General features: G+C 52.7%; 18 protein-coding genes. 13 read left to right on the top strand and 5 right to left on the bottom strand.

The window, feature by feature from the left end; translation table 11 throughout:
• Positions 1 to 168 precede the first annotated feature (168 nt).
• The 4 genes from FOM92_RS09195 (at position 169) to FOM92_RS09180 (ending at position 4,836) form a co-directional block, all read left to right on the top strand.
• Positions 169 to 1,305: a Kelch repeat-containing protein gene (locus FOM92_RS09195; protein ID WP_143776584.1), complete on the top strand. Its 1,137-nt coding sequence runs from the start codon at positions 169 to 171 to the stop codon at positions 1,303 to 1,305.
• A 168-nt stretch (positions 1,306 to 1,473) separates the two neighbouring features.
• Positions 1,474 to 3,201 (top strand): putative bifunctional diguanylate cyclase/phosphodiesterase, encoded by a 1,728-nt coding sequence (locus FOM92_RS09190; RefSeq protein ID WP_143776583.1) that lies wholly within the window; start codon positions 1,474 to 1,476, stop codon positions 3,199 to 3,201.
• Positions 3,202 to 3,480: 279 nt separating this feature from the next.
• Positions 3,481 to 3,843: a hypothetical protein gene (locus FOM92_RS09185; RefSeq protein ID WP_143776582.1), complete on the top strand. Its 363-nt coding sequence runs from the start codon at positions 3,481 to 3,483 to the stop codon at positions 3,841 to 3,843.
• A gap of 213 nt (positions 3,844 to 4,056) precedes the next feature.
• Positions 4,057 to 4,836 (top strand): succinate dehydrogenase iron-sulfur subunit, encoded by a 780-nt coding sequence (locus tag FOM92_RS09180; RefSeq protein ID WP_143776581.1) that lies wholly within the window; start codon positions 4,057 to 4,059, stop codon positions 4,834 to 4,836.
• Between the two features lie 51 nt (positions 4,837 to 4,887).
• Here the strand turns inward: FOM92_RS09180 and FOM92_RS09175 are convergent, their stop codons facing one another.
• Entirely contained in the window at positions 4,888 to 6,678 is a 1,791-nt protein-coding gene (locus FOM92_RS09175) for an SLC13 family permease (protein WP_143776580.1), read from the bottom strand.
• Positions 6,675 to 7,709, bottom strand: a complete 1,035-nt coding sequence (locus FOM92_RS09170) for a potassium channel family protein (protein ID WP_246087245.1) — start codon at positions 7,707 to 7,709, stop codon at positions 6,675 to 6,677. Before FOM92_RS09170 ends, FOM92_RS09175 begins: the two co-directional genes overlap by 4 nt.
• Before the next feature lie 240 nt (positions 7,710 to 7,949).
• Between FOM92_RS09170 and FOM92_RS09165 the strand changes: the two genes are divergently transcribed.
• The 7 genes from FOM92_RS09165 (at position 7,950) to FOM92_RS09135 (ending at position 13,369) form a co-directional block, all read left to right on the top strand.
• Positions 7,950 to 8,342 (top strand): PRC-barrel domain-containing protein, encoded by a 393-nt coding sequence (locus FOM92_RS09165; protein ID WP_211347384.1) that lies wholly within the window; start codon positions 7,950 to 7,952, stop codon positions 8,340 to 8,342.
• A gap of 264 nt (positions 8,343 to 8,606) precedes the next feature.
• Positions 8,607 to 9,167, top strand: coding sequence for an SRPBCC family protein (locus FOM92_RS09160; protein ID WP_143776579.1), 561 nt, complete (start codon positions 8,607 to 8,609; stop codon positions 9,165 to 9,167).
• Between the two features lies 1 nt (position 9,168).
• A complete protein-coding gene (locus FOM92_RS09155; RefSeq protein ID WP_143776578.1) occupies positions 9,169 to 10,347 on the top strand; it encodes a zinc-dependent alcohol dehydrogenase in 1,179 nt (392 codons plus the stop codon).
• Between the two features lie 19 nt (positions 10,348 to 10,366).
• Positions 10,367 to 11,146, top strand: a complete 780-nt coding sequence (locus FOM92_RS09150; RefSeq protein WP_143776577.1) for an SDR family NAD(P)-dependent oxidoreductase — start codon at positions 10,367 to 10,369, stop codon at positions 11,144 to 11,146.
• A gap of 175 nt (positions 11,147 to 11,321) precedes the next feature.
• A complete protein-coding gene (locus tag FOM92_RS09145; RefSeq protein ID WP_246087244.1) occupies positions 11,322 to 12,251 on the top strand; it encodes a manganese catalase family protein in 930 nt (309 codons plus the stop codon).
• A 22-nt stretch (positions 12,252 to 12,273) separates the two neighbouring features.
• Positions 12,274 to 12,486, top strand: coding sequence for a DUF2061 domain-containing protein (locus FOM92_RS09140; RefSeq protein WP_246087243.1), 213 nt, complete (start codon positions 12,274 to 12,276; stop codon positions 12,484 to 12,486).
• Positions 12,440 to 13,369 (top strand): MBL fold metallo-hydrolase, encoded by a 930-nt coding sequence (locus FOM92_RS09135; RefSeq protein WP_342778177.1) that lies wholly within the window; start codon positions 12,440 to 12,442, stop codon positions 13,367 to 13,369. The genes FOM92_RS09140 and FOM92_RS09135 overlap by 47 nt, the downstream gene beginning before the upstream one ends.
• 107 nt (positions 13,370 to 13,476) lie before the next feature.
• Here FOM92_RS09135 and FOM92_RS09130 read toward each other — a convergent pair whose 3' ends face one another.
• Positions 13,477 to 15,417, bottom strand: a complete 1,941-nt coding sequence (locus FOM92_RS09130) for an alpha/beta hydrolase family protein (RefSeq protein ID WP_143776575.1) — start codon at positions 15,415 to 15,417, stop codon at positions 13,477 to 13,479.
• A 79-nt stretch (positions 15,418 to 15,496) separates the two neighbouring features.
• Between FOM92_RS09130 and FOM92_RS09125 the strand changes: the two genes are divergently transcribed.
• On the top strand, positions 15,497 to 16,312 hold the full coding sequence (locus FOM92_RS09125; RefSeq protein ID WP_342778195.1) for a helix-turn-helix domain-containing protein: 816 nt from the start codon (positions 15,497 to 15,499) through the stop codon (positions 16,310 to 16,312).
• A 61-nt stretch (positions 16,313 to 16,373) separates the two neighbouring features.
• Here FOM92_RS09125 and FOM92_RS09120 read toward each other — a convergent pair whose 3' ends face one another.
• Both FOM92_RS09120 and FOM92_RS09115 read right to left on the bottom strand, forming a co-directional pair.
• Entirely contained in the window at positions 16,374 to 18,047 is a 1,674-nt protein-coding gene (locus FOM92_RS09120; RefSeq protein WP_143776573.1) for an alpha/beta hydrolase, read from the bottom strand.
• A gap of 581 nt (positions 18,048 to 18,628) precedes the next feature.
• Entirely contained in the window at positions 18,629 to 19,057 is a 429-nt protein-coding gene (locus tag FOM92_RS09115; protein WP_143776572.1) for a MarR family winged helix-turn-helix transcriptional regulator, read from the bottom strand.
• A 79-nt stretch (positions 19,058 to 19,136) separates the two neighbouring features.
• Here FOM92_RS09115 and FOM92_RS09110 point away from each other — a divergent pair, with 79 nt between their 5' ends.
• Positions 19,137 to 19,709, top strand: coding sequence for a class I SAM-dependent methyltransferase (locus FOM92_RS09110; RefSeq protein WP_143776571.1), 573 nt, complete (start codon positions 19,137 to 19,139; stop codon positions 19,707 to 19,709).
• The last annotated feature ends 23 nt before the right edge of the window (positions 19,710 to 19,732 follow it).

Raw genomic sequence — 19,732 nt, 5'->3', positions numbered from 1 at the left:
TATGGCACTGGTCGGGATAACCACCCTTAATGAACAGGTGTCTACGCGGCGCTCATTTTGTCTCAAGCACATTGAATCAAAATTCTGTCCAGTTAGACTGAGCACGACATGCATTGAAAATCGACCGTTGTTCTGAATTTGCAGGAGCCACGCTGAAGGGAGATACCGATGCGCAATAGGTTAAGTTTGTCCGCCGTGACGCTGGTGCTTGCTGCCTGTATGGGTGGTGGTGGCGCCGCCGAGAAAGGCTCCGTTGAAGTTCGAATAGAACAGGGCCCCGGACTCGGGTCGCCGCGGGCGACGCACCAACTCCTGGCGGCGAGTGAAGGCAGACTGCTTGCGATTGGTGGATGCGTGCAGTTAGGCTGCGAAGCGGGTCCAGCAAGTGCGACAGTCGATATCATCGCTGCGCCGAACATGAGGGTGATCGCGACGGGGCATCTGCTCACGGCGCGTATTCAGCCTTCCGCGACCGCGCTGCCTGGAGACCGGGTGCTAATTCTTGGCGGTTGGGTCAACGGGCGGGTGAGCGCAGAGACCGAGATATTTGACCTTGCGACCCTCCGATCGATTGCGGGCCCGGCGATGGCTGCTCCGCGCAACGCGCCGACGGTCGTGACGCTCGCCGATGGCCGTATCCTGATCGCGGGAGGCTATGACGGGGACGATGTGCGCGCCGACGCCGAAATCTTTGATCCCAAGACAGGCAAGATGACACCGACGGGACCGTTAATCACCGCGCGCAGCGGCGCGACAGGGACACTGCTCGCCGATGGTCGGGTGCTGGTTGCCGGGGGCGGTCGCCCCGACCGAGAACCGCGCCGCGCGCTCGCGAGCGCCGAACTGTTTGATCCCGCCACCGGACGGTTCACTTATGCCGATGCGATGGCGCAGGAACGATATAAACATGGCGCGGTCCGGCTGGCGAACGGCGACGTGTTGATTGTTGGCGGATCAGACATACGCGACTATGGGGGCAAACTGCGGTCGGTCGAGCGCTTCGATGTCGTAGCCGGGCGCTTTGTCACTGCAGGCAACCTTGTCGATCCGCGGTTCAAGATCGCCGACGGGCTGCTATTACTCCCCGGCAATCGCGTGCTCGTCGCGGCGGGGGATACGTCGCCCGAGATATTCGACGTCGCGCGAGGAGCTGGAACGCGCCTGGATTATGATCTTGGCGGACAATGGAATTATATGACGCTAGTTCGCGCCGATCCACATACTGCGCTGCTCGCCGGCGGCTATCGGGAGGGGCGGATCGAACCGACCGACCAGAGTTGGATTATTCATTTGCCCAAAGGGTGATGGCGAAGCGGGTTTACCCATCTTAATCGAAGACGTTTCGCAGCGCCTTTGTTCGAGTATGATATTGTTAAAAGCGACGGGAGAGTTGCCAAATTTTAACATTTGAAGCGCTATAAGGGCTGAGACCAGATCATTTACTAAATTCACCACCGTAAGAACGGGGATTTGATGGTAGAAAAATCTGAGTCTCAGGATCGCTACGCAAAACTGCTGGCAAATTCCGCGACCGCAGTTGTTTGTGCAAATGCAGATAACATCATTGTGTCCTGGAATGTCGGCGCCGAACGTCTTTTCGGATTTAGCGCCACCTACGCCATCGGCAAGCCGCTCTCGATCATCATTCCTTTTGACAGAAGAGAAGCTCATGCAGCCGGTTTGGCACGAGCGGCAAAATCTGGTCAAACGCAACTGGGCGGCAAGTCGATCGATGTTCAAGCGCTTCATGCTGATGGGCACGAGATCTCCGTGGATTTGTCCCTCTCGATGTGGTTCGAAGACGGCGAGCCGATGTTCGGCGCGCTTTTAAAAGACGTTTCGGACCGGCATATCGCGCAGCAACGGTTAGAATATCTTGCTCATTGTGACCCGCTCACATCGCTTCCAAACCGGCATTCTATGCAAAGCAAAATAACCGAAGAGCTCGCCCTCGGACCTTGTTCGCTGTTGCTCCTCGATTTGGACGGCTTCAAAGATGTCAACGACAGCCTGGGCCATTCCCGGGGTGACGAGCTGCTGGCGGCGGTTGCTGAGAGGCTCACCAAGGCGGTAGCGGGATCCGGATTTGTTGCACGACTGGGCGGTGACGAATTCGCGGTGCTGCTAAATGGCTGCGCAAACCCAATCGAAATCGACGATGTCGTCTCGAGAATTTTCGAACGCCTGCATCCGCCGTTTGAACTGGTTGGCCAGTCGATTTTTATAGGCACCAGCATTGGTATCGCAATGGCGCCTCATGACGCGCAGGATGTCGAGCAATTACTCTCCAATGCTGATCTCGCATTATACAGCGCAAAAAATCGCGGCGGCGGAGTGCGCGCATTTTTTACCCGAGCAATGCACAATATGTCCGAACAAAAGCGCAGGCTCAGTAACGAGCTGCGGCAAGCTTTGGCAAATAACGAATTTGAAATCTGGTTCCAGCCGCAATTTTCCGCGCGCGACTTTGAACTGGCAGGGGTTGAAGCGCTTTTAAGGTGGAACCATCCCGTCCACGGTATTCTCACACCCCAGATATTTCTGGATGTTCTTGATGAAAGCATGATTGCAGAGGAAGTGGGGGATTGGATCATCGATCAGGTTTGTGCAGTAGCTGCAAGATGGAAACGTTCCGGTTTGGATGCTGTCCGGGTCGGGGTAAATTTGTTCCCCTCCCAGCTCCGCACTGGACGGCTCTACCCAGTGATAACTTCCGCCCTTCAACGCCATGGGGTGCAAGCTTCCGACCTTGAAATAGAAATTACAGAAAACACCGTATTGCGCCATAATCACGGTTTAGTGAACGAATTGAAGAAGCTCCGTGCGTTGGGCATGGGCATTGCGTTCGACGATTTCGGAACCGGCTTTGCTTCGTTGAGCTTACTTAAAAAATTTCCACTCACACGACTGAAAATTGATCGCAGCTTTGTCGCAAAAATCGACCGCGAAACAGGAGATGAAGCGATCGTACGTGCCGTTATTGGCATGGCCGATAGTCTGGGGTTGGCAGTTATCGCGGAAGGCGTGGAAACAGCACGTCAGGAAGCGGCCTTGGTACGCTTGGGATGCGAAGAGGTTCAAGGATATCGCTATGGTCGACCGATGAGCGAGGTAGAGATTGTCGATAAATGGTCCAATCGCTCGTCGCTGGCAAAAGCGCAAAAATCCTTTCAAAGAAGGGCAGCGCGGGCGAACCGTTAGAATTGATATCAGCCTCGAATACAAGCTGATGAAGAGTTTTCTCTGAAAAAACAAAAACGTTAGCAGCGCCATATTATAGAGAAAATTTGTGGAATCATAAATATAAATATCTAAAAGTCAGAAATTATTCTGTCATAATAAGTAATCAAAATTTGCAAACATCTCTCTAGATGCTCATTTTTAAAAAAAAATTTTTATATTTATCAAGTACAACTTTTGTTTTTCGGAACAATAGATGTACATTATGGTTCATAATACTCCGTGAAAGGAGTAAATGCCATGAAAAAAGAAATGTTTTTTGTAGCTGCGCCAATGATGATTCTAGCCGCCTGTTCTTCCGAAGCCCCAGACAGTTCAACGTCGGATGATACTGAGATGACCAATGGAACGACATCCGTTGATGCCACGACAGATCCAGATGGGGCTGCCGGCATGGCGCAGCCAGACACAGGCGCTGCGGGTGCGGCACAGCAGGGCACGGGCACAAGTGGCCAAACTAACGGTTCAACCAATGCTCCTAATACTGGTAATTCGAGTGATACTACAACCGATCGGTTAGGACGTGAAAACGGTACGGGTACTACCGACGGTAACAATGGTGGTAACGACAAGCCGGGCGAGCCGACCCCCCCCAGACAATAGGTGGACTTCAACTGGGCCGCTCTTCGAAGTGGCCCAATTGACCTTGGGTTCAATTCCGCATGCCCCGCCGTCGACTTGGCATAACTTGTCGGGATGGCACGTTAAATGTTCGAAAATCTCGATTTACTGAACCTCGGGGACTCAATGCAATCGAGTCGATGATATGCGTTCGTGGGAGCGCAGGGTTGAGGCGTGCATTAACGGAATAACTATATGGCCTATTTTATTCTTTCCAAGAACAGTAAAATTCGAAAAGGTCGCATCTTTCCGAACCCCGAAGGCCACACATTAAAAGCGTTCAAAATATACCGCTATAACCCGGACTTTGGTGACAACCCGCGGTTTGACACGTTCCTGGTAGATACGGATAAATGTGGTCCCATGGTGCTCGACGCACTGTTCAAAATTAAAAGTGAACAGGATTCCTCACTGACTTTCCGGCGCTCCTGCCGTGAAGGAATCTGTGGTTCCTGTTCGATGACCATTGATGGCAAAAACGCGCTCGCCTGCACTACGGCGATTGAGGACTGTAGAAATCAAATAACCATTACTCCCTTGCCGCACATGGACGTGATAAAAGACCTCGTTACGGATTTTACGCATTTCTTTGCGCAATATGCGTCGATCCAGCCTTGGTTACAGACGGTATCACCCGAACCATCCGGCAAGGAACGTTTGCAAAGTCCCGAAGACAGAGCGAAGCTGGACGGCCTTTATGAATGTATTCTTTGCGCCTGTTGTTCGACTAGCTGCCCGTCATATTGGTGGAACAGCGACAGGTTCTTGGGGCCTGCGGTGTTGCTGTGGGCTTACCGTTGGCTTGCAGACAGTCGCGACGAAATGACCGGGGAACGTCTGGACGAACTGGAAGATCCTTTCCGTCTGTACCGCTGCCACACAATCTTCAATTGCGCCAACGCTTGCCCTAAGGGGTTAAATCCGGCCAAGGCAATTGCCGAAACGAGAAAAATGATTGCCAGGCGATATGTGTAACCCGTCCGTTGGTGATTGAAGCAACTGTCCTCAAATCCTCAGGATCACCTGTCAATAGAGACCATATTGATAAACCAGAAGACCAGAAAGAGTGATGATCATGAGCGCTACCAGTGGAAGCCCTGTTTTTGTGTAGTCACCAAATTTATAGTCGCCAGCCGACATAATCAGCATATTTGTCTGATAAGCAACGGGGGTCGCATAGCAGAGATTACATCCAAACAGGACCGCAAGAACCAATGGTTCGACTGGAATTCCCAGTTTTTGCGCAAGGCTGAAAGCTACAGGTGTGCCAACCGCTGCTGCTGTGGTGTTCGAAGCAAAATTGGTGAGGACCGTTACAAACAACATAACAGCGGCCAATACTCCTGCTGGAGGCAGGATCTGCAGGCCTAACGCCAACAGACTGCTGAGCCATTCAGCAGCGCCGCTATCGAGTACGATCCGGCCAATGGCGATGCTTGCCGCAACCAGTACAACGACATTTGCAGAGAGGGCACGTCCGATTCTGTCGAAGCGCACACAACCGGTCACAAACATCAGAATCGCGCCTGCAAGCGCAGAGATCGCAATGGGCACAATTCCCAAACTTGCAGGAATCACCGCACTTGCCATGATCGCTGTTGCGAGGGGGGCTTTGGTGGTGCGGGGCAATTCTTTGGCGCCCTCAAGGATTAAGAGATTTTCAGTCCGTGCGAGATTCTGGAGGTCGGGCATAGCACCTGTAGCCAGGATTATGTCGCCTTCGCCGAATTTGATAGTGAATGGATCGAGCTGGGTTGGATAACGCTGTGCATGCCAACTATGCCTCGCGCCATGTACGCCAAGCAGCGCGACATTATAGCGTTCGGCAAGATTGGCATCTGTAACGACTTTGCCGACCAAGCCTGAGTCACGTGTGATCGCGAGTTCGACGACGGTCAGGTCCTCTCCCGTTTTGCTATAGCCGCTTTTAAGTCGATCCATCAGCCAGGTTGGCGCGGCTGTTGCGCCCAGTGCGCGCATCGCTTCTTCAAGATCATCATGGGTAGCTTCCACCGAAACCCGGTTGTCACGAATGGAAGAACGGATTTCAACATCCCCGGGCAGTATTTGTCGTAGCTTCTCGATGGTGAGATGACGTTCGGCCGACCAACCTCCTAAACGCAGCGTGGCAATGAATCGCCGCGGCGCGTGTCCCGCTTCTACCGAATTATCAGGTAGCAGGCGTGGCATGATCAGCCATATGAACGGTAATGCGATCGCTGCCGCCATCAGAACAATGGGTGTAAAGTGAAACACGCTGATCGGGGCCATACCCATGTCGCTTGCAAGTGACACTACGAGCAGATTTGTCGACGTCCCGATTGTCGTCGCCATTCCACCGATCAACACGGCACTGTTGACTGGAATGAGTGTTTTTGAAGCGGGCATGCCGCCACTGGCAGCAATAGCTGACATGACGGGCAACAAAAGGACAAGTACTGGTGTGTCATTGACGACCATACTCATGCCCATCGCCAGCACCAGCGTGACAAAGAGACCCGCTTGCCGATTGAATTTCCATATCTGGATCAACAGTCGTGCTGCAGGTTCCAAGGCCCCCGTTGTCACTAGGCCCCGGCCCAATATCATCAGCGCGCAAATTGTAATGAGTGCATGATGCCCAAATCCTTCAAACGCAAGTTTCAGTCCATCTGTGGGTGCCTGTCCGGGTAGAGGAAATGTGTAGAGGCCAAGAGCTATCGCACTGATGGTCAGCAGAGATATGATCTCAACCCGGACCTTCCCGGAGATGAATCCGTAGAACATGGTCACGGTTAACAGGATCGCTGCAATTGCGTGCGACGAAGGTTCAATCATTTTTCCGAGCCGGTCGCGTTCGGGTTTGGAAGCGGTACAATCTCAATGATTGAGTCTCCTGCTTCTATCGATTGAGCGCCGTCTTCCCAAAAGCCAATTGGCTCGCCATTTCGCAATATTCTAACGCCAAGCCCAGGGCGGAGCGAATGCAGTGCTTTCCCAACTTCCTGGTCGCCAACCTCTCGTTCATGCAATGCTACCGTACCATCTGCTGCAGCGAGATCGCGAATATAGTCAACGGTCCCCCTATGGGTGGAGGACCTGGCAAGGAGATGACCGCCTAAGCTTATGGGATTGATAATCGATGTTGCGCCGGCTTGACTGAGCAATGCTTCATTCTCTGCGGCGCGCACGCTGGCACTTATGGGGATGGTACTGTTCAATTGTCTGGCGCTCAATACAACCAGTGCCGCGGTGTCGTCCCGACCAAGTGAGACCAGCAGTGCGCTTGCACGTTCAATGCAGGCCACACCGAGAGTTGCGTTGTGGGTGGCATCGCCGATCAGGGTGGTGACGCCTAGTTTGATTGCATTATTTATCCGTTCAGCATCGCTGTCGATCACAACAATCATATCGGGGTTGACGCCTTGTCGTATCAACTCCGTCACAGCCGATTCACCGCCCGCGCCGTACCCACATACGACATAATGATGTTGAAGTGTGTTTGCGATCATATGTGTCTTTATTCGCTCCCATGTCTTTTGAAATACGAATGTGTAGGCTGTTCCGAGGAATATCAGCCAAACAAAAAGCCGGATCGGAGTAACGATGAACGTGTCGAATAAACGAGCCTGCGACGTCACCGGTACTATGTCGCCATAACCCACAGTCGTAATTGTGACCGCTGTGAAATATAGAACATCGATAAATGATATGGTCCCATCAACATTGTCTCGGAGTCCATCCCGGTCAAACCAATGCCCCGCTAATGCGATTGCCATGAGTGCGAAAGCCAAACAGGCACGCACCAGAAGTGACTGCAAGATAGTCAAAGAACGTTGGCGTTTTAATGAATAGCCTGTCTCGATCACTCGATGAAAAGATCCCTGGTTTCTCGCCTGACCGATAGTGCAGCTCCTTCGTGATCTTTTCAGCAGTCAGCCTCGAAATCTGGCTTACCAATTCCAATCATTGCCTGTTTTCGCGGAACCAATTTGCCGCGCCCTCGTTGAGTCAATACTTGATGCAAAAGCCGGAACGGCTGAAGAGGCTCCTTGTTCCAGCACCGTGCGCTTCCCATGCATTTGCATACAAGGTGGAAGGAAAATGTCATGAATCATCTTGAAGAAGAAATGCCTACCATTTCGGTGGAGCATCAACTTATTCCGGCAAAGCGTGTTAATGGCTCGGCTGTTTACAATCAGGCACACGAAAAAATTGGCAGAATTGAAGACATCGCAATCGATAAGCGCACTGGCAAGGTCGCTTATGCCATTTTAAGCTTTGGCGGATTCTTGGGATTGGGCGAAAAGTTTCATCCTCTTCCATGGTCTGTCTTGACGTACAGCGAGCGCGATGATGGCTATATCGTGCCCATAACCGAAGAGTTGTTAGCCCTCGCTCCAAAACTGGATGTATCGGAATTAAGTGGCTGGGACGATACCGAAAGCAGAGACGATTTCTATACATATTATGGAGCTTATGGTGCCAAACCCTATTGGTAGACGGTCCTTGGCTCCGGTGAGTGCGCTGATCGCAGGGCAAAGACAGCAAAATTGAAGCTCGGTTTAGCAAAAGTTCTAATGCAGCGAAGTTAGCTACGTCCGGAGAGCCCATCGGGTTCGAACCGAAGCAAAAGCAGTCCATCGATCAACATCTTGTGTTCAAAGAATGGTTGTCAGCCTGTTTTGCCACTTCCCGATGTTTGGTCGGAACATCGCTGCTCCGGTCCCGTTTGCTGTAATCACTACTCTAAAGGATTGTTCGCGATGCCTGATATGCTTGACGATGAACGTGCTGATGACGCGCCGCCTACGACGGCGAAAGGCTCAAGCAGTGACGATGGGCTGACGCACTTTTCACGCGCGATCACAATAAATCGCCCGCCACAGGATGTTTATAATTTCTGGCGGGATTTTACAAACCTGCCGCACGTCATGGATAACATCATCGCGGTTGACGTCCTTGACGATGTTTCCAGATGGACGGCCAAAGGACCTGGCGGCACCCAGATCGAATGGACCAGCCGGGTTACCGAGGACGTTGATGGTGCGCTTATCGCGTGGAAGAGCGATGAAGACGCAGATGTCTTCAATGAGGGGCGTGTCACATTCGTACCGGCACAAGGACAGCGCGGCACAGTGGTCACAGCAGTTATGGCTTATGATCCTCCAGCAGGTTTTGTTGGACGCATAGTGGCCAAGATCATGCAGCGTGAACCCGAAGTTCAACTGCGGCGCGACTTGCGCCGCCTCAAACAGCTCATGGAAACCGGTGAAATTGCGACCAATGTCCGCAACCCAGCCCAGCTTGCCGAAGAAGGAAAATAATATGCGCGCACTCGCTTGGCATGGAAAGCACGACGTCCGGGTTGATACCGTGGACGATCCCGGCATCGTCAATCCACGGGATGCTATTATCAAGGTTACATCAACTGCGATCTGCGGTTCCGATCTGCATTTATATGATGGCTATATTCCAACGATGAAGGCTGGCGATGTGCTTGGCCACGAGTTCATGGGTGAAGTCGTCGAAGTTGGGCCGGGCAGTACATTGCAAAAAGGCCAGCGTGTCGTAGTGCCGTTCACAATCGCGTGCGGAAACTGTTTTCACTGCGGCAAGAAGCAGTTTTCAGCGTGCGACAATGGCAATCCGGCGGATAATCAGGATATAGCTGAAAAGCTCTACGGCCAGCCTATGTCTGGACTATTCGGCTATAGCCATATGACAGGTGGTTATTCAGGTGGGCAAGCCGAATATGTGCGGGTGCCTTTTTCAGACGTCGGTCCGATTATAATACCTGATGGCATTGAAGATGAGAAGGTGCTTTTCCTTTCCGACATTTTGCCCACTGGATGGATGGCCGCAGAGAATTGCGACATCGAACCTGGCGATACTGTCGCGGTATGGGGATGTGGACCGGTAGGCTTGTTCGCAATCCAGTCCGCATTCATTCTCGGCGCGGAACGGGTAATTGCGATTGATCATTTTCCTAAAAGACTCGAACTGGCCGCAGGTTTTGGTGCCGAAACGATCAACTTTGAAGAGACAAAAACGTCAGAGGCGTTGCTGGAAATGACGGGCGGCATTGGGCCGGATGCTGTGATCGATGCCGTGGGCCTCGAGGCTCATGGCTTCTTTGCCGACAATGTTATCGACCAGATCAAAGTTTCAACATTTCTTGGAACTGATCGCACGCATGCCATTCGGCAGGCCATCATTGCCTGCCGCAAGGGCGGACGGGTCTCAATGCCAGCTGTGTATGGCGGATTTGTGGACAAGTTTCCGCTGGGCGCCTTCATGGAAAAGGGCCTGACACTCAAAACTGGCCAGACGCACGTGCAGCGTTATCTGGCACCATTACTCGCGGCAATTATGGAAGGAAAAATCGATACCACCTTCCTCATCAGCCACCGTATGCCGCTGGAAAAAGCTCCGGAAGGGTACAAGCTGTTTCACGACGAGCAGGATCAGGCGACGAAAATCATACTCAAGCCGGGCATGGTGTAAATTGGACGGAGAGACGAACATGAAAAAGCTCGCACTGGTAACAGGCGCCTCGACCGGGATTGGCTTTGAGCTGGCGTCAATCGCTGCGGAAGAAGGCTATGATCTGCTCGTGGCAGCAGACGAAAAGCTCATCAACGCCGCCGCTGCCGATTTTAGACAGCATGGCGTCGATGTGTTCCCGGTTGAAGCAGATCTGTCGTCAAAAGCTGGTGTAGATCTGGTGCTGAACCAATTAAATGGTCGTCAAATTGACGTGCTGTGCGCCAATGCGGGTACAGGTACGGGCGGTGTTTTTCTTGAGCAGGAGTTCGATTATTGGGCACATGCGATCGGTACCAATATCACAGGTACAGTATATATGCTGCAGGAGGTTTTGAAGCAAATGGTCGCCCGTCGCAGTGGCAAAGTTCTCGTGACCGGCTCTATCGCAGGTTACATTCCGGGAAGCTTCAATGCGGTCTACAATGCGAGTAAGGCGTTTATCGATAACTTTACCGACGCATTGCGTAACGAATTGAAGGATGTTGACGGTGTTACTGTTACTACGCTGATGCCCGGTGCGACCGACACTGAATTTTTCGCACGGGCGGATATGCTGGATACAATGGTGGGCCAGGACGAAGATAAGGACGACCCCGCCAAAGTCGCTCGTGACGGTTGGCACGCTATGATGAAGGGTGAAGATCGTATTATTTCCGGTTGGAAAAACAAGCTTCAGGTAGCAGCGTCAGGTGTGGTTCCGGTCGGCATTTTGGCTGAAAGGCATCGTAAAATGGCGGAGCCCGGATCGGGCGAGTAGATATAGGCGCATAATAGCCTGAACACCGCTTTGCCTTCAATTGCCGCCGTTGCTTCTGTGCTCGGCATTCTCCTTTTTCGGATAAGTTTCCCGAACCGGATCCCAATCTGATTTTCAGAAGCCTCGGGCTATCGCAAAAACCGGAAATGCGATGAAGCGGGGGGACCTTTCCCACATGGCCACTGTTGTGTCCTTATGGAGAAGGAGATCAACAATGTTCATGCACAATAAGCGTCTGCAATATACTGTACGGGTTTCAGAGGCTAACCCCCGACTTGCCTGCATGTTGCTCGAGCAGTTTGGAGGCGCAGATGGCGAGTTGGCGGCGGCCATGCGTTATTTCACCCAAGGCCTGGGTGAAGAGGATGCAGGCAGGAAAGACATGCTGCTGGATATTGCGACCGAAGAGCTAAGTCATTTGGAAGTGATCGGATCAATTGTCGCCATGCTCAATAAGGGCGCAAAAGCACAGCTTTCAGAAGCTCAGGCCGACGAGGCCGAACTTTATGCGATGGTAGGTCAAAGCAGCACAAGCGCGAAGGAGTCGTTATTGTTTGGCGGGGGTCCGGCTCTAGTAGACTCTGCAGGTGTTCCATGGACTGCGGCTTATGTGGATAGCCGCTCCGAGCCTACCGTTGATTTACGATCAAATATTGCAGCCGAGTCACGCGCCAAAATCGTATATGAACGACTCATCAATATTACAGATGACCCGGGTATAAAGGATGCGCTTAATTTCCTTATGACGCGAGAAATCGCGCACCAGAAGTCTTTCGAAAAGGCTCTTTATTCCATCGAGAACAATTTTCCTCCGGGCAAGCTTCCCGGAATGGAGGAATATGCCAGCCTGTATGTCAACGCATCGCAAGGCGAAGGTGACGCTGAAGGCCCGTGGAATAGTGGGGAGCAATGGGACAGGGACGATGGTCCGACCCCGGCTTTGGACGGCGGGCCAGGTACAGCAAGCGTTCTGTTAGACGACGATGATGCAGACATTGTGGCGTTATCCTCTGCGCGTACCCAGTCTGATCCGGAAATTGATCCCGTGACAGGAGCCGATCTGGGAGCCGGTCCTGGTGCCGGCCGAACGACTCCTGTGGATTGACGGGTTTGTAATGGCAGACTGTATGCATAGCTTTAGCGCCGACTTGTTAAGTATGAAGACGGGAAGCTATGCCGTCATGCACCTTCTGGTTGCCATTGCTGTTGCCTATGCGCTTACGTTAGACTGGCGCCAGGCGATTGCGATCGGCTTGATCGAACCATTTGTTCAGACCTTCGCTTTCGCAGCCCATGATCGCTACTGGCGACGGCGGGCTGCGAAAAGCAAGTCCGCTTAAGCGCATTATGCGGGTACATCATCTCAACTGTGGTACCTGCTGTCCTCTTGGCGGGCGATTATTTGACGGAACAAGTAACAACCTATCTCGTGCCCATATTGTCTGTCACTGCCTGCTTATAGAAACGTCCAATGGCTTGGTATTGGTGGATACCGGTTTTGGCACAAGGGACGTCCAGAATCCGCACCGTATTTCAACTATGTTCCGTCTTCTTAACGGAATTCAGTTCCGAGATGAAGAAACAGCCATTGCACAGGTCCGAGCCCTTGGCTTCGATCCGCAAGATGTGCGGCACATCATTGTAACTCATCTCGATTTTGATCACGCTGGCGGATTGGAGGATTTTCCCAATGCGAAGGTTCATCTGACACTCCGCGAAAAGGAGGCTGCGGACATCGGCGCTGGTGGGTTAGTCGTGGGCAAGCGCCGGTATCTGCCTGAGCAATGGGACGAAGTGCAGAAGTGGCACTTTTACCCGATGGGGGGCGGCGAACGCTGGCACGGCTTCGATGCTGTCCGGGGGCTGGAAGGCTTGCCGCCTGAGATATTGTTGATCCCTCTTCAGGGCCATACGTGGGGCCATGCAGGCGTCGCAATAGATACCGGTAACGGGTGGTTACTTCACGCCGGCGACGCCTATTTCTTCCGGGACGAGATCTGCCGCAGACGCAGAACATGTCCGCCCGGGATGCGAGGCTATCAAAGGATGATGGAGGTTGATCGATCATCACGACTTGCCAATCAGGCTAAATTGCGCAGTCTCTCGCTTGATGAACTGTCAAAAGTGAAAATATTTTGTGCACATGATGCCGTCGAATTTTCCCGACTTACGACATTAATGAGGACGGATGGGAGTACCAACAGCCCGCAACATCTGGCGTAGTTGTACCCCGAAAATTGTCTCGCGACAGTAAACAACTAATGCGCAGTGTACCGTTAATGAAATGCAGGATGCGATAGGCGCATAGCCGTTGGTGATCTCTGAAATAATTATAGGCACTGGACTTTCATTCCAGCCTCCCGGAATGCGGCGAGCGCGTCCTGCGCGGCGGCTGTTGTCTGAGTTCCGACTTGTCCACCAAGATGTCGGCCGAAAAACTCTTCGGTTGCTCTCGTCAAGGCAAGCGAAGTCTCTTCATTTGCGAAGCTGTGACCTTCATTCCCGGCAAGCAGATAGTCGACATCGATTGTGCGATTACGCAATGAGCACACGATCCTGTCCGATTGATCCTGACGAACCCGCGGGTCATTCGCGCCCTGAAATATGAGTAGGGGCACCTGCATGTTGTCAACATGTGTTAGCGGCGAGCGTTCGCCCATCCTTTCCGAATCTTTCGGAACGTCCGGATTCCCGACAAAGCGATACCAGGAACGGGGAAGAAAAGGTTTCCAACTGGGGGGGAAAGCACGCATCAACGTTTCAAGATCCGAAGGGCCTGCATATGCCACCGCACAGCGATAACGGACACTTCCTGCCCGTGAAATGGCCGTAAGGGCAGCAAATCCCCCATATGAGCCACCAAGAATGCAGACATGGCTGGCATCTGTCCAACCTTTGCGGACAGCATAGAGAACTGCGTCATCCACATCGTCGGACATTTTAGCGCCAAATTCGCCGATTCCTCCTTCGAACACATGCTTCCCCAATCCTGTTGATCCGCGAAAGTTAACCTGGATCACCGTGTAGCCGCGATTGACGTAGAACTGCGTTTCGCGTTCAAAAGCTGCCGCGTCACGGGTCCACGGACCGCCATGAACTGCGACTATTGTCGGTCCGGCTTTGTTTTTACCAAGTGGGCGTGTGACATAGCCCAGAAGGGGCAACCCGTCGCGCGCGCGCATGCGGAAGGCTTTGGATTGTGCAAACCGGTAGGCGGAAAGCTCTGGCCTGGTCTCGGCAAAAACAGATGTCTTTCCGTTGCGGACCAGAATGAAGCGACCGGGGCGATCGCTTGCATCGCTATACAACATGGTCGCCTCGCCGTTGCTGGATCGGGATTCAAAACTGATGCTGTCTGTGTGCAGAAATCTGCGTGCGGATCGCACATCTTTTGCAAAAGCACGATTCAGGGGTACGATGTCGCTTGCGATATATGTGCAAAGTGCAGCCATCGGTCCATTCTGATCCTGGATAATGGAGTCGAGGTCGTAATTTCCGCATGCGCCATCAGGCATGGGGCGCACTTGGCCATCCGAAAAGGAAACTAATAACGCCCGCTCAAACTGCGCCTGGCGGTTGGATTTGACGATAACTGATCGACCATCATTATGAATAGCCAGCGCTTTGAACCGCTCCTGTGTTGGAGCCGAATAGAGCAAACGCAACGTGTCGGATGTGTTTTCACGGCCCCAAAGTTCCAATGTTCCATCAGCCATTATACGCCCGGCAGCCCGGATGGCACCCTGACGATCCGCGAAAAATTCAGTGTAGTTACCTTCATTCCGGAATATCTCCGTAACCTGGCCGCTACCCAAATCTACAGCATAGACGTCCGGATATTGCGGATCGCGCCTGTTCATTGCGACAAGTAGGGGACCTGCATATCCTGGCGGGGTCGCCACCAGTTCGGCAGTTATGCCGGCAAATGGGGTCAGATCCTTCGCTTCGTCCGGATATGCCGGATCAAGCCGGAACAGGTGATAGCCCTCATCCCCACCACTATCCTGCAGAAAGTAAAGCCATTTGCCGTCTGCGGACCACCGCACATTGTCGATCGATCTCTCGCGATCACGGTAAATCAAACGTCTGTCGCCGTCGATGTTACCCTCAAAGATGGAAGCGCGCCCATCTTTCATTTCGATGGTCGCGACGCGCTGTCCGTTGGGCGAAATGGCCACGGCTGAAATTGCGGGGCCTCGGGCAAGGGTTTCAAAAGGGATAAGTGTTTCGTTCGGTAAGGATGCTGCAGCAAGGATCAGGCTGAAAATCATTTTGTCTTCTTCCACGACGTGGCACAATGAGGCATCATAGTGTAAGCGAAAGCACTCCGTCTTGAATAAATCGGCAATCGTGAGACGAAATCAGCAATGCGCTCCTCAGACTGCGCTGCGGCCCTGGATAGCCGATGCAATGGGCAGGACAGCTTATGGCACTGCCGCCACCTATCGCATATTTCCGAACATGAACTACGAGATTTTCTTCAATTTTGGAGATCACTGCGTCAACACATCTGTAGGCAAGGCTTTGCGTCCGCTGCGCACGGCGACCGTATTCGGACCTAAAACGAGCTGCTACCAACATCGGGTAGGGACATATACGGATTGGTTTCTTGTCCAATTGACCCCGCTGGGTGCGCGTGCCCTGCTTGGCTGTCCTTTTGCGGCGCTTATAAATGCGGACGCAAATTTGGAAGAAGTGCTTCCGGACAGTAACAAACTTGTCGATGAACTGCTGAAAGCAGGTGACTTTCCTGCTCGCTTACAGATTTTTGAACATTGGGCATGGAACCGTTTGCGGCACGTAGATACAGGTGGCAGAGCACGAGCGCTCTCCGCTCTACATAGCAAGATGCGGGCATTGCCCTTTGGCGCCGTCGATCATTTTGCTAGAAAGCTGGATCTGGGTCAGCGTCAATTCCGCAACATTCTGCGTGACGAAATCGGCCTAGCCCCAAAAGAGTTGCTTGGCCTGTTCCGAATAGAACAGGCATGGACAACCTTATATCTTACAGGTTCGATCGGGGAAGCGAGTGCTCTCTATGCCGATCACGCCCATTTCACCCGTGAGTTTAATCGGTTCACCGGAATGACACCGATAGGTTACAAGCGGCTTAAATTCTCGGGCGACACAATATTGAACGGCTTCAATGAGGCACTTCAGACATAAAACGCGAACTTTGACAAATCCGATCCGCAGATGTTGCCGCCCATCAATTTGGCGTCGCTCTCTAATAACGGGCATAGTCGGAGAGCGAGCGGAAAAATGAAGGCGCAAACCGGGATACTTCAGACAAACCGGCCGCACATGTCGATTGCGCGACTAACCCCAGATGCTGGGCCGAGGCGAGCGTGCGCGTGACTATTTTGCTGCCACGGAGCCTTTTGATAGCTACGGGCGTAGGCGTCGCATCATCATACTCCCCGAACAGGAACAGCGTCTTCCCGCGATAGCTCTTCCACACAGGTAAAGGATCAAAGTCGATAGCCAGAACATTGAACCACGATCCGTCAGACCGGTCTACGGAGCTGCTTTTTGGAAATAGCCAATCGGCAATTGGTTTGCGTGCTGAGGCATCATTCGTAATCTTGTCGAGACGTGCGGCTTGTTTGGGGTCCGCCAGAAAATCAAAAAATGCAGATTGTTGGTCTAGTGCAACGCGACGATCCGCCGGACCTATATTGCTGCAACGCATCTGAATATCGGTATTGTAGAGATTCTGCTGGCGCACGGACAATGCGGAGCCTGCAGCTCCCAAAAGCAGTACATCGGCAGGCGCAGCCCCAGCTTCGATTGCCTTTGCGATAACCCAACCTGCCTGACTGCTCCCCGCCAGACCGATTTTAGAAGGTTCCACATCCGGACGCAAGGCCAGCATCCGCATTGCGCTACGCGCATCGCTCGCCAGCGTTTCAAAACTAGCTTGGTCGCCATTGCCTCCGGAAAGGCCGGAGCCACGCTTGTCATATGCAAGAACGATCCGTCCTTCAGCCGCCATGGCATCGGCCATCACGGCAATAACGGAAGCAAAGCCGTCACGATCCTGCGGACCCGAACCATGCACCATTACTGTCGCTGGCCGTCTGCCTTTTTTGCCCAGGGGCAAATAAACTGTACCAGCAATCAGCGTTCCATCTTCACTGACAAAGCGAACATTCTGCGTAGTGTAGCTGTCTTGCCGCAAGGCCTGCTGCACCTTTCCCCCTTTGTCCGTGAAGGTGAGGGAAGGGCTATAACCGTCCGCGATTTCTGCAAATCTGTAATGGCTTGTAACAGCGGGATCGACCGCAAAATTGCCTGCTGTCCATTCCCTGCCACTCACTCTGGATAGACCGCGCCATTCCTGGGTGCAGCTGTTTCGCACAAACAACCTGACGACTGACCGCGTCACAACCAATGCACAACCATCCGGCAACCGATAGCGGCCTGTGAGCGCTGCATAATATTCGCGGTCAAGGTCTTCGGCATCGGCTGCGAGTGCGACAGGCCCGGGCGTTTCCTCGAAATCTTCTCGTGTCGCGCTGGTGCTCAGGTCGCGCTCAAATTTGCCGTCGGCTGATATACGGACCGTAAATTTGCCGTAGCTTGCATTCTTCCGTCCCACTCTCAGCCGATAATATCCTTCCGCTGCGTTAGGAGTTTTCGAGATGAATCGAAAATTCAGATCCAGTCTGTCCGCAGCATCGACGCTTGCAAACAAGCTATTGAAGGAAGACTGAATAGCAGATCTTCCGACATAAACTTCCTTGGGCACACCTTCATAGCGATATTCAACTTCAGCTTCATTGGTGTAAATTTCGGCAGCTAGCCCTGCATCCCGTCGGGCATAGGCATCCCGTAATGCGGCAAAGGGATCCGTAGGAGCAGCCTGCGCTGCCATGGCCAACAAAAGGGATGCGAACATGCAGAGTCCCGTTACAAGTGTGTATTACTGATATATAACAGTGATCAAAGTGCAAGTAAATGGGACAGAACCACGGAGCAGGTGATCTAATGCTGGTTATGTGGGTTTGGCCTAAATATCCGACTATTAGGATATGGGAAATTTTGCTGTCAGCAGCAATACCGACAAGAACAGTTGATTACTAAATACTTGCGTATCGTGGGGCACGACCCAAACTTGCATCTCCAGAATCCACAACATTCCGGTCATTCCCGATAACTGGTCGTTAAGCTCAAAGCAGCCATTCATTAATCTTACGCCTACCTGCTGGTTCGGGTCGCACCCGCACAGGGTCATCAACTTTGTGCCAGAGGATTAAGTGGAAGAAAGAAGAAAAAGAAGAGAAAGAGGAAACACGGGCCGGATGCGGGATGTATTTCAACCTACTTTTTTCCTTCTTTCCCTTTTTTCTTCTGACGAAAAAATCGGCACGACCTATCCTCCACCGCCACGCCGATGTGCAAAAGAAAAGGAACGGTCTTTTCGCGAAAAGCGCACAAGCTTGTGAATGGACAAGGCGATTCACAATGCGAAAACAGGAATCATCCCGTTGTAAGAACTTCGTTCACCTTCGCCAGAACGGCGTTGACCCGCTGCAATTCGCTGTGGCTGATGGCCTTTGCCAGCCGGTCTTTCACAGCCTGTTCACGAGCAAAAATATCGGCGACGCACTGGCGGCCGCTGGCGGTCAACTGAAGTTTGGGCGATCTTTTGCTGGCCGGGTTCGGCATGGTTGTGACAAAGCCGTCCTTAAGGAGTGATCCCGCCAGTTTCTGAATGAATTGCCGTGAAACGGCGCGATCACGGGCGATTTCGGAAAGGGTCAGCGGCCCGCGAAATTCGAGCAAGGTCAAGATTGAGCGTGTTGCCGTTGAAAGCCCGTGACCCGAATGGAGCTGGTCTGAAAGTGCGCCAAGCAAGTGGTAAGCCCGTGTCAGGTTCAACAGGAACTGGGTTTGATCATTTGGCATAGCCGCGCAATAATGACAATCAAGTTGACATTCCGCAAGCGGAGTTTATGTCAACTTAGTTGTCAATATTGGAGTGCGTATGACAACTTTTGACGGATTTTCTGGCTGGGTCGCAGCCAAAGTTATGGAGCGCCAGAATGCCGCTGCGGAAGAGGAGGCGGTTCGGATACTGGACCCGCAGCCGGGTTCCAAGATTTTGGTGATCGGTTTTGGTCCCGGGGTTGGATTACAACATCTGCTCAACTTGCCCGTCCAACATGTTGTTGGCGTCGATCCGTCGCAAGTGATGCATGATGCTGCATCAAGACGAAACGCGGCAGATATTCGCGCGGGCAGGTTGCAACTGCTGAAATGTGCCGTCGCCGATCTGTCGGATGACCAAGGCCGGTTTGATGGCGCCATCGCTGTCCATACAGTGCAGATATGCAGGCCATTTGGCCCGACCGCTGCACGATTGGCGAAAGTCCTGCGCCCCGGTGCCCACCTCGTAACGATTACGCACGCATGGGCGGCGCGCAAGGATTATGGTGACGAGCGTCATTTCATAGCCACAGTGTCCGATGGCTTGCGTGAGGCGGGATTTGCTTCGGTCAGCGACAAATCGGCTGATGCGGAAAATGGCACGGCAATCCTGATCGAAGCGATCCGTTAATCCGAAAAGGGCTCATTATTGCC

Origin of the sequence: Sphingorhabdus contaminans (assembly GCF_007280415.1) — a bacterium.
GTDB lineage: Bacteria > Pseudomonadota > Alphaproteobacteria > Sphingomonadales > Sphingomonadaceae > Sphingorhabdus_B > Sphingorhabdus_B contaminans.
The sequence above is the reverse complement of the archived record's forward strand: the minus strand, read 5'-3'. Positions and strand labels throughout refer to the sequence as shown.

What these genes read in the sequence shown, in the direction of transcription:
- FOM92_RS09195 (WP_143776584.1), top strand. Translation starts at nt 169, where the DNA reads ATGCGCAATAGGTTAAGTTTGTCCGCCGTGACGCTGGTGCTTGCTGCC.
- FOM92_RS09190 (WP_143776583.1), top strand. Translation starts at nt 1,474, where the DNA reads ATGGTAGAAAAATCTGAGTCTCAGGATCGCTACGCAAAACTGCTGGCA.
- FOM92_RS09185 (WP_143776582.1), top strand. Translation starts at nt 3,481, where the DNA reads ATGAAAAAAGAAATGTTTTTTGTAGCTGCGCCAATGATGATTCTAGCC.
- FOM92_RS09180 (WP_143776581.1), top strand. Translation starts at nt 4,057, where the DNA reads ATGGCCTATTTTATTCTTTCCAAGAACAGTAAAATTCGAAAAGGTCGC.
- FOM92_RS09175 (WP_143776580.1), bottom strand. Translation starts at nt 6,678, where the DNA reads ATGATTGAACCTTCGTCGCACGCAATTGCAGCGATCCTGTTAACCGTG.
- FOM92_RS09165 (WP_211347384.1), top strand. Translation starts at nt 7,950, where the DNA reads ATGAATCATCTTGAAGAAGAAATGCCTACCATTTCGGTGGAGCATCAA.
- FOM92_RS09160 (WP_143776579.1), top strand. Translation starts at nt 8,607, where the DNA reads ATGCCTGATATGCTTGACGATGAACGTGCTGATGACGCGCCGCCTACG.
- FOM92_RS09155 (WP_143776578.1), top strand. Translation starts at nt 9,169, where the DNA reads ATGCGCGCACTCGCTTGGCATGGAAAGCACGACGTCCGGGTTGATACC.
- FOM92_RS09150 (WP_143776577.1), top strand. Translation starts at nt 10,367, where the DNA reads ATGAAAAAGCTCGCACTGGTAACAGGCGCCTCGACCGGGATTGGCTTT.
- FOM92_RS09145 (WP_246087244.1), top strand. Translation starts at nt 11,322, where the DNA reads ATGGCCACTGTTGTGTCCTTATGGAGAAGGAGATCAACAATGTTCATG.
- FOM92_RS09140 (WP_246087243.1), top strand. Translation starts at nt 12,274, where the DNA reads ATGCATAGCTTTAGCGCCGACTTGTTAAGTATGAAGACGGGAAGCTAT.
- FOM92_RS09135 (WP_342778177.1), top strand. Translation starts at nt 12,440, where the DNA reads ATGATCGCTACTGGCGACGGCGGGCTGCGAAAAGCAAGTCCGCTTAAG.
- FOM92_RS09130 (WP_143776575.1), bottom strand. Translation starts at nt 15,417, where the DNA reads ATGATTTTCAGCCTGATCCTTGCTGCAGCATCCTTACCGAACGAAACA.
- FOM92_RS09120 (WP_143776573.1), bottom strand. Translation starts at nt 18,047, where the DNA reads ATGTTCGCATCCCTTTTGTTGGCCATGGCAGCGCAGGCTGCTCCTACG.
- FOM92_RS09115 (WP_143776572.1), bottom strand. Translation starts at nt 19,057, where the DNA reads ATGCCAAATGATCAAACCCAGTTCCTGTTGAACCTGACACGGGCTTAC.
- FOM92_RS09110 (WP_143776571.1), top strand. Translation starts at nt 19,137, where the DNA reads ATGACAACTTTTGACGGATTTTCTGGCTGGGTCGCAGCCAAAGTTATG.